This window comes from Flavobacterium ardleyense (assembly GCF_033547075.1).
GTDB classification, from domain to species: domain Bacteria; phylum Bacteroidota; class Bacteroidia; order Flavobacteriales; family Flavobacteriaceae; genus Flavobacterium; species Flavobacterium ardleyense_A.
On record NZ_CP137891.1, the window covers coordinates 157586 to 174541 of the forward strand.

General features: G+C 35.1%; 11 protein-coding genes. 7 read left to right on the forward strand and 4 right to left on the reverse strand.

Annotation, left to right across the window (positions count from 1 at the left end):
- The first annotated feature begins 243 nt into the window (after positions 1-243).
- The 5 genes from SBO79_RS00695 to ligD all read left to right on the forward strand — a co-directional run bounded on the left by SBO79_RS00695 (position 244) and on the right by ligD (position 11153).
- The gene (locus SBO79_RS00695; RefSeq protein WP_318641128.1) at positions 244-5325 is read left to right on the forward strand and encodes a translocation/assembly module TamB domain-containing protein; all 5082 of its coding nucleotides are present in this window, start codon (positions 244-246) and stop codon (positions 5323-5325) included.
- The gene (gene tamL / locus SBO79_RS00700; protein WP_318641129.1) at positions 5315-7609 is read left to right on the forward strand and encodes a translocation and assembly module lipoprotein TamL; all 2295 of its coding nucleotides are present in this window, start codon (positions 5315-5317) and stop codon (positions 7607-7609) included. The genes SBO79_RS00695 and tamL overlap by 11 nt, the downstream gene beginning before the upstream one ends.
- 199 nt (positions 7610-7808) lie before the next feature.
- Positions 7809-8600, forward strand: coding sequence for a non-homologous end joining protein Ku (ku, locus tag SBO79_RS00705; RefSeq protein WP_318641130.1), 792 nt, complete (start codon positions 7809-7811; stop codon positions 8598-8600).
- A gap of 4 nt (positions 8601-8604) precedes the next feature.
- Positions 8605-9240: a DNA polymerase ligase N-terminal domain-containing protein gene (locus SBO79_RS00710; RefSeq protein WP_318641131.1), complete on the forward strand. Its 636-nt coding sequence runs from the start codon at positions 8605-8607 to the stop codon at positions 9238-9240.
- A gap of 41 nt (positions 9241-9281) precedes the next feature.
- Positions 9282-11153, forward strand: coding sequence for a DNA ligase D (gene ligD / locus SBO79_RS00715; RefSeq protein ID WP_318641132.1), 1872 nt, complete (start codon positions 9282-9284; stop codon positions 11151-11153).
- Positions 11154-11221: 68 nt separating this feature from the next.
- Here ligD and SBO79_RS00720 read toward each other — a convergent pair whose 3' ends face one another.
- Complete coding sequence (locus SBO79_RS00720; protein WP_318641133.1) at positions 11222-11539, reverse strand: hypothetical protein; 318 nt, start codon at positions 11537-11539, stop codon at positions 11222-11224.
- 22 nt (positions 11540-11561) lie between these two features.
- Complete coding sequence (locus SBO79_RS00725; RefSeq protein WP_318641134.1) at positions 11562-11768, reverse strand: hypothetical protein; 207 nt, start codon at positions 11766-11768, stop codon at positions 11562-11564.
- A 324-nt stretch (positions 11769-12092) separates the two neighbouring features.
- Between SBO79_RS00725 and SBO79_RS00730 the strand changes: the two genes are divergently transcribed.
- Positions 12093-13130, forward strand: coding sequence for a GNAT family N-acetyltransferase (locus SBO79_RS00730; protein ID WP_318641135.1), 1038 nt, complete (start codon positions 12093-12095; stop codon positions 13128-13130).
- Here SBO79_RS00730 and SBO79_RS00735 read toward each other — a convergent pair.
- Entirely contained in the window at positions 13099-13989 is an 891-nt protein-coding gene (locus SBO79_RS00735; protein ID WP_318641136.1) for a diacylglycerol/lipid kinase family protein, read from the reverse strand. The two genes, SBO79_RS00730 and SBO79_RS00735, sit on opposite strands and share 32 nt — an antisense overlap.
- A gap of 58 nt (positions 13990-14047) precedes the next feature.
- Between SBO79_RS00735 and SBO79_RS00740 the strand changes: the two genes are divergently transcribed.
- Positions 14048-15019, forward strand: a complete 972-nt coding sequence (locus SBO79_RS00740; RefSeq protein ID WP_318641137.1) for an App1 family protein phosphatidate phosphatase — start codon at positions 14048-14050, stop codon at positions 15017-15019.
- On the opposite strand, the gene SBO79_RS00745 is transcribed toward SBO79_RS00740, so the two are convergent.
- Positions 15016-16929 (reverse strand): ABC-F family ATP-binding cassette domain-containing protein, encoded by a 1914-nt coding sequence (locus tag SBO79_RS00745; RefSeq protein WP_318641138.1) that lies wholly within the window; start codon positions 16927-16929, stop codon positions 15016-15018. The two genes, SBO79_RS00740 and SBO79_RS00745, sit on opposite strands and share 4 nt — an antisense overlap.
- Positions 16930-16956: the final 27 nt, after the last annotated feature.

Below are 16956 nucleotides of genomic sequence, written 5' to 3' on the forward strand. Positions count from 1 at the left end.
GTTGATTCAAATATATTGTAAAAATTACTATTTAACTTTATTTTCTATCAGGAAAATAAATATTTGGCATGAAAAATAGCAATCTCCTAATCGCCGAAGGTCTTATTTTGCTGTACAGTACGCTCAAGTCCTACAAAATAAAATTTAAATTATATAAATGAATGATGTGGATTTTTCTCATCTTTGAATCTACTTTATTTTCTATGATTTTAGGCACTTAATCCTAGGACTCATCGCAACAACATGACAAAACAGTTACACCCCTACCTGCGCAAAGGCTTCAAAATAATTCTGTGGATTATTGGAGTATTATTTGCATTGCTAATTTTAATTGCAGTATTGATACAGCTACCTCCGGTGCAAAATTTCGCAAAAGATAAGGCCGTTACGTTTTTGCAAAATAAAATAAAAACTCCCGTTCGATTAGATCATATTTCTATTAGCTTCCCAAAAGAGGTTGTAATTGAAGGTCTATATCTAGAAGACGAAAGTAGAGACACGCTTATTTCGGCGGGACAAATTGCTGTTGATATTAGCCTTTTTAAATTGATAAGTAGTGAGGTCGAAATTAGCAATTTTGAACTTAAAGATGCTGTTGCAAAAATTAAAAAAACCAAAGATTCAGTATTTAATTTTGACTATATCGTTCAGGCTTTTGCTAGTAGTGAGCCGAAGGACCCAAATGCAAAGCCGATGAAAATATCGGTGAGCAAAGTGACATTAGATAATGTGAAATTTAAGTTTGAAGATGCGACAAGTAAAAATGATGTGGCGGTTCGACTAGTTCACTTTGACACTAAATTCAACAAATTTGATCTTGACAATATGAAGTTTGACATTCCGTACATCAATTTGGACGGAGTGAAATTGATGTTGGATCAAGGTGCGGTCGAAAAAGTTGCAGAAACTTCTGTTCAAGTAGCGGATACAGTTTCTAAAAGACCAGACTTTAATTTGAAACTTGGAACAATCAAACTTACCAATATTGATGTTGGCTATGATAATGTAAGTACCAATTTAGACACAGGGATCAAACTGAAGGAACTTTCGATAAAAGTAAATGAGATTGATCTTAATAAACAACTTTTAGATTTTGAAGATTTCCACTTGCACGAATTGAATGGGCAACTTTTGCTAGGGAAATTTGATCAAAAAATTAAAACTCCAGATGCGGATACTACAGCTATCAAGCAAGAAGGTTGGAATGTGAAATTAAAAAATGCAAAGATTACCAAAACCAACTTCAAATTTGATGACGAGAAAAAAGCAAAAACTCTTAGAGGAATTGATTACGCGCACCTAGATTTAAAGGATTTTAATTTTCAAGCAAAAGATATTATTTATAGCAATGAGGAAATAAGTGGTAAAATTGCATCTCTTACCGTGAAGGAAAAAAGCGGACTGAATATAGAGAAATTGACTACTGAGTTTTTCTACGGTCCAAAAAAAGCATTTTTAAAAGATTTATATCTAAAAACGCCGAAGACTTTATTAAAAGATAGAATTGAAGTTTCCTATAATGACATTGCCACTATCGGGGATGAATTGGGTCAGATGGCACTAAATGCATCTTTAAATAACAGTAAAATTGCTTTTTCGGATATCTTAATTTTTGCACCTCAACTTAGCAAAACAAATCCTTTTGCTAGTAATCCAAACGCGGTTTTATTGCTCAACACTGAATTGAAAGGCAGAGTAAATGATTTGTCATTTCCTTATTTCGAAATAAGCGGGATCGGTTCAACCAGAGTAGCCGCGAGTGGAAGAATTACTGGTCTTCCTGATATGGATAATGCTTATTTTGACATTACTATCAATAATTTAAAATCAACTTCACAAGATATCTACGCGTTTTTGCCAAAAGGCACTATCCCCAATTCTATCGAAATTCCGCAGCAATTTTCATTGGAAGGAAAGTTTACTGGAGCGATTACAAATTTCAGCACTGACATTGTTTTAAATTCAAGCTTTGGTAATGCGAAGGCAGAAGGTTTTTTTGACCAACGTCAGAAAGATCGTGAAAAGTATGATATGAAAGTGACGCTGTTAAATTTTGATGTGGGTCGATTGATTAAAAATGATTCTTTAGGAAGAATTTCGGTCAATGCCGATGTTAAAGGAACTGGTCTTGATCCAAAGACTGCTAATGCTACTGTCAAAGCGCTTTTGGCGAAAGCCGAATTTAATGGCTACGCATACAAAGATTTGAAATTGGATGGAAAAATTAGAAGTGGATTATTTGATATCTCAGCAGGAATGAATGACCCGAACTTGGATTTTGACTTAGTTGCAGATGGAAAGTTTGATGGTAAATACCCCGAAGTAAAATTAAAATTGAATCTTGATATTGCCGATTTGCAAAAGCTAAACCTTCACGCGGGTCCCATGAAACTGCGCGGAGAGATCGATGCCGATATTGCGAATGCCGATCCTGATATGCTGAATGGGACAATCGGCCTGAATAAGATTCAGATTGTGCAAGATAAAGACCCGATCATTTTAGATTCGATCAGTATTGTCGCCATCACGACAGCTGATACTACATCTCTACAAGTAAAATCGCAATTTATAAAGGCTGATTTTAAAGGAAAATATAAATTATCGCAACTTCCTATAGCACTTCAAAACACGATTTCGCATTACTACGATACTACAAAACAACCTAAAAAGGAAACTGCTGATCAGCAATTGGCTTTTAATATTTACATTGACAATGATCCCGTAATTAAGCAACTAATTCCGGCTCTCACAGGTTTAGAACCGATTAATATTAGCGGAAGCTATAAAAGTGTAAATGATTCAATAAATATAAATGGTAGCATTCCGCGACTTGTTTATGGAACGAATACAATTTCGGGCGGATCGATTTTGGTAGAAACTAGAGAGAATGCTCTAGTTTATGCGGTAAATATTGATGAAATCATGAATGATCAATATCGACTTCCCTACACAAGTTTGACCGGAGACGTCAAGGACAATACTTTGACTTACGATTTGCGCATGCGTGACAAAAAGAAAGAGGATTTATATGTTATTGGAGGAAATGTAAAGCAAGTTGAGGGTACAACCGAGATAAGACTTGGGGCGGATCAGTTGATTTTAAATTATGATTCATGGGTTGTGAATCCTGATAACGTGATTAAGTTTGGACCTAATGGATTCAACGCAGATCAGTTTGAGATAAGCCACGAGGGAAATATATTAAAATTGCAATCGCAAGGAACTCAGAAAAACGCGCCTCTTGAGGTTGATTTTACAAATTTTGAACTTGCAACAGTTTTCAATATCATCAAGAAGGATCAAGAACTTATGAGCGGAAGGATCAATGGTGATGCAGTAATTAGTAACCTTACTGGCAAACCAACATTTACTTCAGACCTTCAGATAGATGACTTTGCTTTTAAAGAAGAGGCAGTTGGAACCATAAAAGTCCAAGTAGAAAGTAAAGGACCAGAAGTTCTTGCTGCCAATATAGGTATCAGTGGAAATGATAATCAAGTTAATTTAGTAGGAACTTATGGCATTAATTCAGGCGTAATTGATTTAAATTTAGATTTGGATAAATTCCAAATGAAAAGCGCTCAAGGCTTTAGTATGGGCGCTATTACTGATGCTAGCGGAAACCTTTCTGGTGCTTTTAAAATTACTGGAACAGCAGATAAACCATCGGTAAATGGAGATTTGAATTTTAATAATGTTGCTATGAGAGTGACACAATTAAATTCTGTTTTTAAAAATATTGACGAGAAAGTTGTGGTAAGAAATGACGAAATAATCTTTGATAAATTTTCCATTTTCGATGAAAAAGATAATGATCTCGTGCTTGACGGAAGAGTTCTCACCTCCGATTTTAGAGATTACAAATTTGATCTTACCGTAAAATCCGAAAATTTCAGAGCGATAAATTCTGAAGCCAAAGACAATGAATTATTTTATGGGGATTTATTTATCGATATGGACCTACTCGTAAAAGGATCTGTTGAGAGTCCTATTATTAGTGGAAACTTAAAAATAAACGAAGACACAAAGTTCACAGTTGTATTACCACAATCCGACCCTGGAATTGCCGACAGAGAAGGAATTGTAGAATTTGTGGATCAAGATAATGTCATGCTTCAACAAACAGAAGAGATGAAATCGGCTGTAAACAGCAGCGAGCTATTAGGAATGGATGTAGCGGTTAATATCAGTATTGTAAAAGAAGCAGAGCTCTCGCTAATTATCGATAAAGGTAACGGCGACTTTTTAAAGCTTCAGGGAGAAGCAGAATTAAGCGGTGGAATCGATCCTTCTGGAAAAACGAACTTAACCGGGAAATATGAAGTTACCGAAGGTGCTTACGAAATGTCGTTCAATCTAATTCGTAGAAAATTTGATATTAAAGCCGGAAGTTACCTAATCTGGAACGGCGAGCCGACGAGTGCAAATATTGATATTACTGCGATTTACGAAGTTGAAACAGCGCCGATTGATTTATTAGGTGATCAACTTGGAGCAACAAGTGCAGCAGTTCGCAACACCTATAAGCAGAAAATACCTTTTCAAACCTTGCTTAAAATGGAAGGTGAATTATTAAAACCTGAAATTAGCTTTGATATTTTATTGCCATCAGGAAATTACAATGTTGCAAGTGATATCATAACTGCGTCACAAACAAAATTGGAACAACTAAGACAACAGCCTTCTGAATTAAATAAACAGGTATTTGCATTACTACTGCTAAATAGATTTATTGGCGAAAATCCATTTTCTAGTGAAGCTGGTGGGGCAAGTGCCGAATCATTTGCTAGACAATCTGTAAGTAAGATATTATCTCAACAGTTAAATGATTTGGCAGGAGATCTTATCAAAGGTGTACAACTTGATTTTGATTTGGATTCAACAGAAGATTACAGTTCTGGTCAGATGGAGAATAGAACAGATTTGAATGTAAATCTTTCAAAACAATTATTAAATGACAGACTTACGGTTACGGTAGGAAGTTCGTTTGGTCTGGAAGGAGAGCAACGTGAAAATCAGGAAGCAAATAATATTGCAGGAGATTTGTCTGCAGCATACAGCCTAACATCTGATGGACGATATAAAGTGAGAGCTTACCGCAAAAATGAATATCAGATGGCTCTTCAGGGTCAAGTTATCGAGACTGGAGTTGCATTTGTAGTTACTATGGACTATAATAAATTTCGCGAGCTTTTTCATAGATCACAAGAGGAGAAAGATCTTTTGGCTAGAGATAGAAAGCGCAAAGAAGAACAGAAAGAACGCGAGGCAAAAAAAAAGAAAGAAGAATTTGAAGAAGAAAAAGATAAAAATAATGAAGAGTAGTTATATTCCTTACTGTCTACTTTCTATAGCTCTCATAGTAGCTTCTTGTAGCAATACTAAGTACTTAAAAGAAGGGGAGCTACTCTATGTAGGTGGCAAAGTTAAAGTTGAAGATAGTATTATTAAGAAAAGTGAACGCAAAGCTCTGCAAAATGAATTAAAAACTTTGTTGCGACCAAAACCCAATTCCTCCATTTTAGGATTACGTCCAAAGTTGCTAATTTACAATCTTGCCGGCGAGCCTAAAAAAGAGAAGGGAATTCAATATTGGCTACGCAATAAGGTAGGCGAAGCGCCAGTACTCTTTAGCGATGTAAATCTCGAGTACAATTCGGATGTACTGCAAAGCAATGTCGAGAATAGAGGATATTTTAAGGCTAGAACCTCGGCAGACTCTACAAGACGAGGAAAGAGAGCTACTGCTGAGTATACTGTACAACCTCGAAAGCAGTATAAAATACGTGAAATTAACTTTCCGCAAGACTCTACCGAATTGGCTTCGGCAATTAGACGAACTAAAAAAGGATCAATTTTAAAAACTGATCAACCTTATAATTTGGAAAACATCAAAGCCGAACGCGAGCGAATTAATGACAGATTAAAACAGCGAGGTTTTTATTATTTTAATCCTGATTATATATTAGCAAAAGTTGATAGTACTGTTGGTAAGTATCAAGTTGATATTAATTTAACAATCAAAGAAGAAACGCCTAAAAACGCTACCAACATCTACAAGATTAATGACGTAGTTGTATATCCAAATTACACTTTATCAACAGACACAATTAGATTTAGTGCATCTGATGCGATCACTCATAATGACATAACTATTATTGATTCGGCAAAAACATTTGATCCTAGAATTTTTGATCGAACTTTATATTTTAAAAAAGGAGACATTTATAATAGAAGAGACCATAATTTATCGTTAAATCGGTTAGTAAATATGGGAACTTTTAAATTTGTGAAAAACGAATTCAAGCTCGCTGATTCGGAAGAGCACTTACTCGACACTTATTATTATCTAACCCTACTTCCTAAAAAGTCAATCAGAGCCGAAATCCTCGGTAAGACCAACTCTGCCAACTACGCAGGTACAGAATTGAATGTCAATTGGAGCAATCGCAACACTTTTAGAGGTGCTGAGCTACTCACAATTTCGACCTCTGGCGGACTAGAAATGCAAGTTTCTGGTCAAAATAAAGGGTATAATGTTTATAGAATTGGTGGTGAGGCAAACTTAGTTTGGCCACGATTTATTGCACCTTTCAAAATACATTCTGCTAGTGGCTATGTTCCACGTACAAAGGCAACAATAGGCTACGAATATCAAAATAGACAGAAATTATATTCTTTAAATTCATTTAAAGGTTCATTTGGATATCAATGGAAAGAGAATTTACGTAAAGAGCATGAGCTGATTGTAGCAAATGTCAATTATGTAAGTCCAACTAACGTTTCTGAATTGTATTTAAATCAAGCCGATTCTATTCCAGGACTTTTAAAGGTGATTGAAAAGCAATTAATCTTTGGACCAACCTACTCCTACACGTATACCAATACGATGGAAAAAAGAAAGAAGCACACTTTTTATTATAAAGGAGGCATTGAGTTGGCAGGAAATGTTGCTGGACTTATTTCTGGTTCTAATGTAAAGAAAGGCGATACTACTACTGTTTTTGGGGTTCCTTTTAGTCAATTTGTAAAAGTTGATAGCGATTTTCGTCACTATTTAAAATTGAGTAACAATTCGCAATTAGTGAGTAGAGTTATGGTCGGGGCCGGATATGCGTACGGAAATTCAGGCGAACTTCCATTTATTAGACAATTCTTTAATGGTGGTACCAACAGCATTAGAGCATTTAGAGCAAGATCAATTGGTCCAGGTACATTTGATCCAAATAAGGATGATAGTCCCTTCCTGCCAGATCAGTCTGGAGATTTAAAGTTGGAAATGAATATAGAATATCGTGCAAAACTCTTTAGCGTAGTGCATGGCGCAGTTTTCGTAGATGCTGGAAATATTTGGTTGCTAAATAAAGACGAAAATAAACCTGGTGCTGAAATTACTAAAGATTTTATGAATCAACTCGCGGTAGGTACAGGTGTAGGATTGCGTTTTGATTTATCCTTTTTAATCCTGAGAACCGACTTGGCTTTTCCACTAAGAAAGCCCTATTTGGCCGAGGGAGATCGCTGGGTTTTGGATAAAATTAATTTAGGAAATGGTAGCTGGAGAAGAGAGAATCTAGTATTTAATCTAGCCATCGGATACCCATTTTAAAGATATTGATCAAATTATATAACGGATTCTAAAAGAAATATAAATATTTTGCGACACACTTTCATAATTTTACTCTTTATTAGGGACTAGTACATTTGTTTTACACCTGATAAAGTTTTATTAGATGATGAGAAATGTAGGGGTTTCTCATCATCTTTTTTTTTGCAATAATTCAACACTTACCTAAAAAACTTATAAGATGAAAGCACTTTGGAAAGGCGGAATCAGCTTTGGACTAGTAAATATTCCTGTGAGATTGTATAGCGGCGCTGTAACTCACAGAATTGATCTTGACATGATTCGCAAGAAAGATCAATGTGCAATTCAATATGTTAGAGTTTGCAAAGCTGACGGGAAAGAAGTCCCTTGGGACGAAATTGCAAAAGGCTATAAAAAAGAAAATGGTGATTACGTTATTTTAGACAAGGCCGATTTTGAAAAAGCTACTCCCGAAAAAACTCAGACAATCGATATCTTCGAATTTGTTTTAGAGGACGAAATTCCTTCTCAATACCTTGAAAAACCTTATATAGTCGAACCAGCAAAGGAAGCTACTAAAACCTACGCTCTATTGCGTGAAGCATTAAAAAAATCAGGAAAGGTTGGACTGGCAAAATTTGTCCTACGAACTGCTCCTCACTTAGGTATTTTAAAAGTAGAAAATGATGCTATTCTTTTAATTCAAATTAGATTTGATCAAGATTTACGAGACCCATTCGAAGCTAAAATACCCAAATCAGTTAAATTAGAAAAGAAGGAAGTTGAAATGGCTTTATCCATTATAGATCAATTGACAGAAAAATTTGAACCTGAAAAATACAAGGATACTTACAAAGAAGATTTGTTGAAAATTATAAAAGAGAAATCATCCGCTAAACCAGCAAAAAAAGTAGGTAAACGTAAAAAACCTACGGAGTCTGAAGAGGTAGAAGAAGGTGCTGATGAACTATTAGAATTGTTAAAAGCTAGTCTTGATAGCATTAAAAATTAGGATTATGGATTTACAAACATATAATAAGAAACGCGATTTCGATAAAACTAAAGAGCCAAAGGGGCGAACTAAAAAATCTCAAGGTGCACTTCGCTTTGTAGTGCAAAAACATGCAGCGTCGCATTTGCACTACGATTTCCGGTTGGAAATCGATGGTGTTTTAGTAAGTTGGGCAGTACCTAAAGGTCCATCTGCAGATCCTGCTGACAGAAGATTGGCCGTTCATGTTGAAAATCATCCGATGGATTACATCAATTTTGAAGGTACCATCCCAGAAGGAGAATATGGTGGCGGCACAGTGATGGTTTGGGATACTGGAACGTATCATGCGGAAGGTAATGAGGACATCAAAAAGGATAATTCCCTGATGCAAAAACAAATTGAGGATGGTTCAATTAAAATAGTTCTTGAAGGCACCAAATTAAAAGGCACCTGGCATTTAGTAAAAATGAAAGGTGATGACAAGAATTGGCTTTTAATGAAGAACAAATCTGATGCGCTGAGCAAGCAGAAAGAATTTACCTCAAAGTCTATCCTTAGCGATAGAACTATGGATGAAATTTCAGAATCCAACACCGAATGGTCTACAGAAGCTGAACATCAAAAAGAAGATACAGAAAATCTTCAAAAAAAAAATTAATTTCTAAAGAAGAAGAATCTGAAATATTCTCTGCAAAAGATTTGGCAGGAGCAAAAAAACTAAAAGCATTCCCCGCTGATTGGTCTCCACAACTAGCAACACTTATTGACGAACCTTTTGATAGTGAAGATTGGATATTTGAAGCGAAATATGACGGTTATCGAGCACTTGCTCATATTCAAAACGGCGAGCCTCACCTATTCTCGCGGAATGCAAAATCCTTTGATGAGAAATTCAAAGAACTTTTAAAACCACTAGCTAAATTCAAGGACAGCTTAATTCTAGATGGTGAGATTGTAATTCAGGATAATAAAGGTCGTGATCAATTTCAATGGCTGCAAAATCATGATCAAGAACGTTCAAAAGGCGAACTGAAGTACTACATTTTTGATCTTCTGTATTTTAACGGATACGATTTACGTGGATTGCCGCTACTAACTAGAAAAAAAATTCTGAAAGGGATCCTACCGAAATTAAGAAATATACACTATTCTGAACATATTGTGGAACGTGGCAGAGACTACTTCGCGAAAGCGGAAAAAAATAATTTGGAAGGCATTATCGCGAAAAAAGCATCATCAAAATACTATGATGGCAAACGTAGTAAAGACTGGTTAAAGTTAAAATCTACTCTACAACAAGAAATGGTCATTGGCGGATACACCTCACCTCAAGGCAGCCGAACCGGAATTGGGGCGATCATTTGTGGTTATTATCAGGATGGTAAATTAATTTATGCTGGAAAAGTTGGTAGTGGATTTGATGAAGCAACCCTTAAAACTCTAGAGAAAAAACTCAAAAAATTAGATCGTAAAACTAGCCCGTTTAAAACTGAACCCAAACTTAAGGAATCTCATTGGGTTACTCCTTCCCTAGTGGCACAAATTAAATTTATGGAATGGACGGCAGAAGGATCAATGCGTCATCCTGTGTTTGTCGGTTTAAAAATAGATAAAGACGCAAAAAATGTGGTATTGGAAAACAACTATTTTAAACCAGAGTTTATAAATGAAAAATCTAGTAACAGTTCAGCTTTAAAAAGTGATAAAGTTGCTTTTACGAATCTTGACAAACTATTCTGGCCAAAATTACAACTTACGAAAGGAGATGTGGTGAGTTATTATGCTCGCATTGCTAAGCTGATCTTACCATTTATGATTGACAGACCACAGTCTCTCCGCAGGAATCCTGATGGAATTAAGACTGATGGATTTTTTCAGAAAAATGTTGCTGGCCTCACTCCTGATTGGATTTCTACACGGAAAATCAAATCAAAATCTAACGACGAATCGATTGAATATCTACTTTGCCAAGATAAAGATACTTTGCTGTTTTTAGCGAATTGGGGGTGTATCGAAATGAATCCGTGGACTAGTCGTGTGGGAAGTATCAACAAACCCGATTATATGGTTTTTGACCTAGATCCTGTTGATGCTACGATTGAAAAATTAGTTACTACTGCACTGAAAGTAAAAGAATTTATTGATAAAATGCACCTTAAGAGCTACGTTAAAACTTCGGGTGGAAAGGGATTGCATATCTACATTCCAATAAAAGCAGATTATACATACAAACAAACTCAAAACATCTGCCACATTCTGAGTCAGATGGTAAATCGTGCGTTGCCCGAGATTACGAGTCTGGAGCGCAGCCCTTCTAAAAGGAAAGGGAAGATATATTTAGATTATTTGCAAAATGCCAAAGGGAAAACAATGGCTACTGTATATTCGGTTAGGCCGAGAGACCACGCAGGTGTTAGCACTCCCTTAGATTGGGAGGAAGTGAATGATAAACTAGATCTAAATTCTTTTAATCTCAAAACTATAGATCAGCGTCTAGCAGAAAAAGGGGATTTGTGGGCGGACTTTTTCGAAAATAGGAATGATTTGAAAACGGCCATAGATAAATTATAAAAAAATGCCCTTAAATATCTTCAAATATTTAAAGGCATTTTTACTTTCTACAAAAATGCAGGATAATTCTACTGCTTATCCTCATTTGAAATTGACGTATTTTGATCTTCATCTAAATCGATGTTGGTGTTCAAAATAAATTCATCTTGACTAAAGGCATCTGAATTTCTGCTATCATTATTGTTTTCGAATTTTCCTGGCTGAAGCTGTTCGTTTTCATTTTCAAATAAATCTGAATTAGAAACTGGATTTCCTTGATCAGTATAGGTAACTCCCGGTTGCTCTATATCGAGATATTTTTCTGTATTTGGCCCATCTTCTCGTGGCGGATTCTGATTTAATTTCTCCCCTTTTGTTGGTTGATTATTCTCATTGTGTTCTTTCATGATTTTATATTTTTTTATTATTTTAAAACATCATCGAATTACTTACGTCAAAAAACTTCAGTAACGACAAGTTGGTTCTGAGCAAGTTGCTAATTTGTAGATTTAATGGTTCCATTTTTTCAGTAATAGAATCGGCATGGTGCTGAATGGTTCGCTCTAATTGTTCTTTGAGTAGCTTTTCATGATTTCTTCTCTCAACAATTTTTCGTCTTGTGTAAAATGTTGTCATGATTAAAGGAGTTTTGGGTGATTTATAAAGTTACCTAATAATTCTTACAGCTGATTATAAATTAACAATTAAACTTTATATTATTTTACGAAATTGAGATGAATTACATCTTCTACAAATCTTTGGTTCGAAATTTGACTAGAAATTCTCCTGGTCTTATTAGTGCTTTTTATTAATTGTAAAAACCTCATTTTCTAATTGTTAGATTTCACCATTCATTCATCCGTGTCCGAAACCCACGCTAATTGGGAGTCATTTTGTGCCGACACTATATTTTTAAGAAAAGATTTTCTAAAAGGATTAGAACAAAGTATGCCTGCAAATATGCAGAATTTTTATGTTGAATATTTCTCTGATTCCAACTTAGTAGGCATTGCATTACTGCAACTAATTGATTTAAAAAATATTCAGCCATTTCAAGAAGTTGATATTTCTTTAAAATCCAAACTATCATCTTGGGCATTGAATAAGTTTGCTTCCTCAGTACTATTTATCGGAAATAATATGATGAGCGGACAAAATGCATTTCGATTTTCTTCTAAAATAACAGAACAAGAAAAATTTAAATTGCTAAGTGATTCTGCAAATTCCTTGAGGAGCAAATTGAAAGGAAAGGGACAAAGAATTCACATTACCGTGTGGAAGGATTTCAGTAAAATGGAAGGTACCCAAATAGAAAAGTCAATTTCTACCGAATATTACAAATTTGCAATTCAACCTTCGATGGTATTTAATCTTCCTGATACGATACAATGCGAATTGGATTATGTAAATTTATTATCGAAAAAATACCGAGACCAATACAAACGTGCACGCAAAAAGGCGATAGAAATTGAAAAGCGCCAACTATCAATATCAGAAATAGAAACTTATCAGGAGCGATTATTTGAATTGTACTCAACGACAGTGGCCAATGCTTCCTTTAATACATTTTATCTGCCTAAAGACCATTTTGCAGCTTTAAAAAAGAATTTGGGTGCTGATTTTCAGTTGTACGCTTACTTTCTCGACAAAGAACTCATCGGGTTCAATACCATCGTAAAAAATGGCGAAACCCTTGAGCCATACTTTCTTGGATATGATGCAGAAAAGCAAAAGAGTAGCCTTCTTTATCTAAATATGTTGTACGATATTGTTGGTTATGCTTCTGCAAAAAAGTTTAAAACTATTTCCTTTGGCCGAACTGCATTGGAAATTAAAAGTAGTGTAGGCGCGAAACCATTAGAATTATTTGGTTTTATAAAGCACTCGAATCCTGTAATTAATTTCTTTATTGCTATAATTTTTAGATCTGTCGAACCCAAGGCAGATTGGAGGAACAGAAATCCTTTTAAAGCTGAGTATGCGGGACCGCGAGTTTAAAGTTTTTGTCGAGAATTTCTATTTCAAGAGATTTCGTCAGCCCTAGATATTCTCCGTCAATTTGAAAGTGAACGTCAACATCGGTTTCTATAGTTGCTGATCTAGTAGAAATAATAGTTACATCTTCTTCATTATCTAATGGCATATTGCCAAATAATATTTTGGAAAATAGAATTAAATTTAAATTTTTAAGGATAACAATTTCAAATTTACCATCATTAAGCATTCCCAAAGGATTGATAACGACGCCGGTACCATATTTTTGTGAATTTGCCACCACAATCATTTTACTGTTTACTTGGGTAATACCCTCTGGAGTAGTGATTATGGCATTAAAAGGAAGTTCTTCATCAGTGAGAGTATTTATGGATTGCAGTATATAACCCATCTTGCCTCTTACGCCACTATTTTGGTAATTTTTAATTAGTTCTGCATTAAGACCAATATCACTCAGGTGCAGGCTTTTTTGTCCGTTTATGCAAATCATATCTATTTCGATTGGCTCATTTTCGAAAGCTACAAGAATATTATCACTAAGAATTTTGGAAAAATTAAGATCAACGGATAATCCATTTGCTGATCCCGCCGGAATAATTCCAAAAACAACATCTTCGGCTTGTAAGATGTCTGCTACAAATTTGATAGTACCGTCTCCTCCAACAATTATAACTCTTTGAGGTTTAAGTTTCTTATAAAGTCGATTTATTTCATATGCGTCAGATTTGCCCGTGGTATAAAATGTTGTGAGTTGCAGATTTTTAAGTTTACAATAAAGTGATGCTGACTCTACAATCTCTAACTTATCCAAATCGCCTGATATTGGATTTACGATCATTAAAATATTCTTTTCGGACTGCATCTGTATGTTATTAAAGATTTCTTTTTAATTTGTACTCCAAATATAAATGATTTTTTTAATGAAGCCACTTTTAAAATTATATCGAGGTTATGCAAATCAGCAAGAGCTGGTAGTAATGGGACATGTATTTTGTCCAACGACCAAAGAGGAGTATGATTTTCAGAAAAGAAGTTTTAAGAATGCTAAAAGTATTATCAGAATGTTTCGTGTGAAAACAAAAGGAAATGCCGACGTGTTTTTATACCACGATGGCGAAAAAATTCACACAAAAGCGTTAGAAGATGGCTATTTTAAATTTTGTATTCCCTTAAAAAATGACTTAGCATTTGGCTGGAATAATTACCGGGTGAGTATTATGCACAATGGCAAAGAAATCATTGAAAAAGGGAGCTATGTGCGCCCTCACGATGGTGAACTAGGATTTATCTCTGATATTGATGATACATTTCTAGTGTCTCACACCAGAAACATTTTCAAGAAAATGTACATATTACTTTTCAAAAATGTAAATGACCGCAGAATTTTTGAAGATGTTGTCGCCCATTATCAGGCCTTAAGCAATTCTGGTCGAGGGACTGGAGCCGAAGAAAATGCATTTTTTTATGTGAGTAGCAGCGAATGGAATTTGTATCGATTTATCGTAGAATTCACAAAAATCCACCAGTTGCCAAAAGCGGTGATGCTATTAAAAGACATTAAGACTAGCTTACTTGATTTTCTTGTCACTGGCAGAGGTGATCATAATCACAAATTCGAAAAGGTAAAGCATATACTAGAATTTTATCCTCAACTCAATTACACTCTGTTGGGCGATGATAGTCAGGAGGATGCTTTCCTATATGAAGCAATCTGCAAAATATTTCCGGTAAATGTAAAGGCAGTTTATATAAGGCAAACTGGAAGTAAGAAAAAACAAAAAGTAGTGAAGACACTAGAAAACATTAGTTCTCTAGATGTCTCCACTTTGTATTTTAAAAGTAGTACTGAAGCTATTGCTCATTCAAAGAGTATCGGACTAATTATTGATTAGTTAGTAGCCAACTCAATTGCCATTTGTGCATCCTCCCAATCTAGAAGTAATTGATCTAATTCAGCCTTCTTTTTATTATATGCTGAGAAAAAATTGGCATCTTCAATGTGTTTGTCATAGTTTGAGTCTAATAACTTATCATCTCGTTGAATGTTAATTTCTAGTTGCTTAATTTGAGATTCAATTTTATTTAATCTGTTATAAAGTGCTTTATTTTTCTTCTGTTCTTCGTAAGAAGCTTTATTACTGTCTTTAACAACTTCTTTCTTGGCAACATCTTTTTTCTCAACTTCGCGCATATTTTCAAGATTGCGTTGCTCTAAGAAATAATTAATATCACCCAAATATTCATGGATTTTTTGATCCTTAAACTCATAAACGATATTTGACATTCCTTGTAAGAAATCTCTATCGTGAGAAACAAGGAGCAACGTTCCTTCGTATTTTTGAAGTGCGGTTTTCAAAACATTCTTAGATTTTATATCCAAGTGATTTGTTGGCTCATCCATCAGCAATACATTTATCGGTTGAAGCAACAGTTTACATAGCGCCAAACGGTTTCTTTCGCCTCCAGAAAGCACTTTCACCTTTTTCTCTACATCATCTCCTCTAAACAGAAAAGAGCCCAGCATATCGCGCACCTTGGATCTGTTAGTATCGGTGGCAGCGTCCTCCATCGTTTGTAGTAACGTGATTTCGCCATCAAGATATTCGGCTTGATTTTGAGCAAAATAACCCACTTGAACATTATGTCCAAGTTTGATACTTCCCTCATATTCAAATTCATCAACTATTGCTTTAATAAAGGTAGACTTACCTTGACCATTTTGGCCCACAAATGCAATTTTACTCCCTCGTTCTACAAGAAGTGAAATGTTTTTTAAAATTGTTTTGTCACCATAACTCTTAGTGACATTTTCAGCTTCGATAACAACTTTTCCTGGAACTTTTGAAAGCGGAAACGAAATATTCATAACAGAATTATCATCTTCGTCAACTTCTATGCGCTCAACCTTGTCTAATTTCTTGATTAAAGACTGCGCCATCGATGCTTTTGAAGCTTTCGCTCTAAATTTTTCGATCAACTTCTCGGTTTCTTCAATTTTTTTAGCTTGATTCTTTTGAGTTGCTAATTGCTTTTCGCGAATCTCGTGACGAAGTTCTAAGTATTGTGAGTAAGGTTTGTTAAAGTCGTATGCTTTTCCCAAAGAAATTTCGATTGTTCTATTGGTAACATTGTCCAAGAACATTCTGTCGTGCGATACAATCACTACAACTCCAGGATAATTACGCAAGAAACTTTCTAGCCAAATGATACTTTCAATATCCAAGTGATTTGTAGGCTCATCAAGAAGCAACACATCATTTGCCTGCAGAAGCAGTTTGGCAAGTTCAATACGCATTCGCCAACCTCCAGAAAAAGTTTCGGTTAGATTGTCAAACACTTCTCTTTTAAAGCCAAGTCCTAAAAGAATTTTTTCAGTGTCACCCACATAATTATAACCACCTAATAATTCAAATCGGTGTGTGTAATCAGAAAGATCTTCAATTATTTTACTATACTCCTCACTTTCATAATCTGTACGAGTTACCAATTGATGATTTAACTCTTCTAGTTTTTTTTCGGTTTGTTTAATATCAGTAAAAGCTTGGTATGCTTCTTCCAAAACTGTTCGTCCTTGTTCAAAATCAATATCTTGGCGAAGAAAACCTAGCCTAATTTCCTTTTCCGAAGCGATACTCCCGCTATCTGGTAAAAAGTCTCTAGCTAGAATTTTGAGCATCGTAGATTTTCCAGCACCATTCTTACCTACAAGGCCTACACGGTCACCTGCACCTAAACGAAAGGTTACTTCTTCAAACAAATATGTGCCTCCAAAAGACACTGACAAATTATGTATATTTAGCATTATGATAGGGTTTATGTATTTTAACAT

Excerpts from the sequence above, each read along its gene's own strand:
- SBO79_RS00745 (WP_318641138.1), bottom strand. The coding sequence starts at position 16,929 with ATGCTAAATATACATAATTTGTCAGTGTCTTTTGGAGGCACATATTTG.
- SBO79_RS00730 (WP_318641135.1), top strand. The coding sequence starts at position 12,093 with ATGCAGAATTTTTATGTTGAATATTTCTCTGATTCCAACTTAGTAGGC.
- SBO79_RS00710 (WP_318641131.1), top strand. The coding sequence starts at position 8,605 with ATGGATTTACAAACATATAATAAGAAACGCGATTTCGATAAAACTAAA.
- SBO79_RS00720 (WP_318641133.1), bottom strand. The coding sequence starts at position 11,539 with ATGAAAGAACACAATGAGAATAATCAACCAACAAAAGGGGAGAAATTA.
- ku (WP_318641130.1), top strand. The coding sequence starts at position 7,809 with ATGAAAGCACTTTGGAAAGGCGGAATCAGCTTTGGACTAGTAAATATT.
- tamL (WP_318641129.1), top strand. The coding sequence starts at position 5,315 with ATGAAGAGTAGTTATATTCCTTACTGTCTACTTTCTATAGCTCTCATA.
- SBO79_RS00740 (WP_318641137.1), top strand. The coding sequence starts at position 14,048 with ATGAAGCCACTTTTAAAATTATATCGAGGTTATGCAAATCAGCAAGAG.
- SBO79_RS00725 (WP_318641134.1), bottom strand. The coding sequence starts at position 11,768 with ATGACAACATTTTACACAAGACGAAAAATTGTTGAGAGAAGAAATCAT.
- SBO79_RS00735 (WP_318641136.1), bottom strand. The coding sequence starts at position 13,989 with ATGCAGTCCGAAAAGAATATTTTAATGATCGTAAATCCAATATCAGGC.
- SBO79_RS00695 (WP_318641128.1), top strand. The coding sequence starts at position 244 with ATGACAAAACAGTTACACCCCTACCTGCGCAAAGGCTTCAAAATAATT.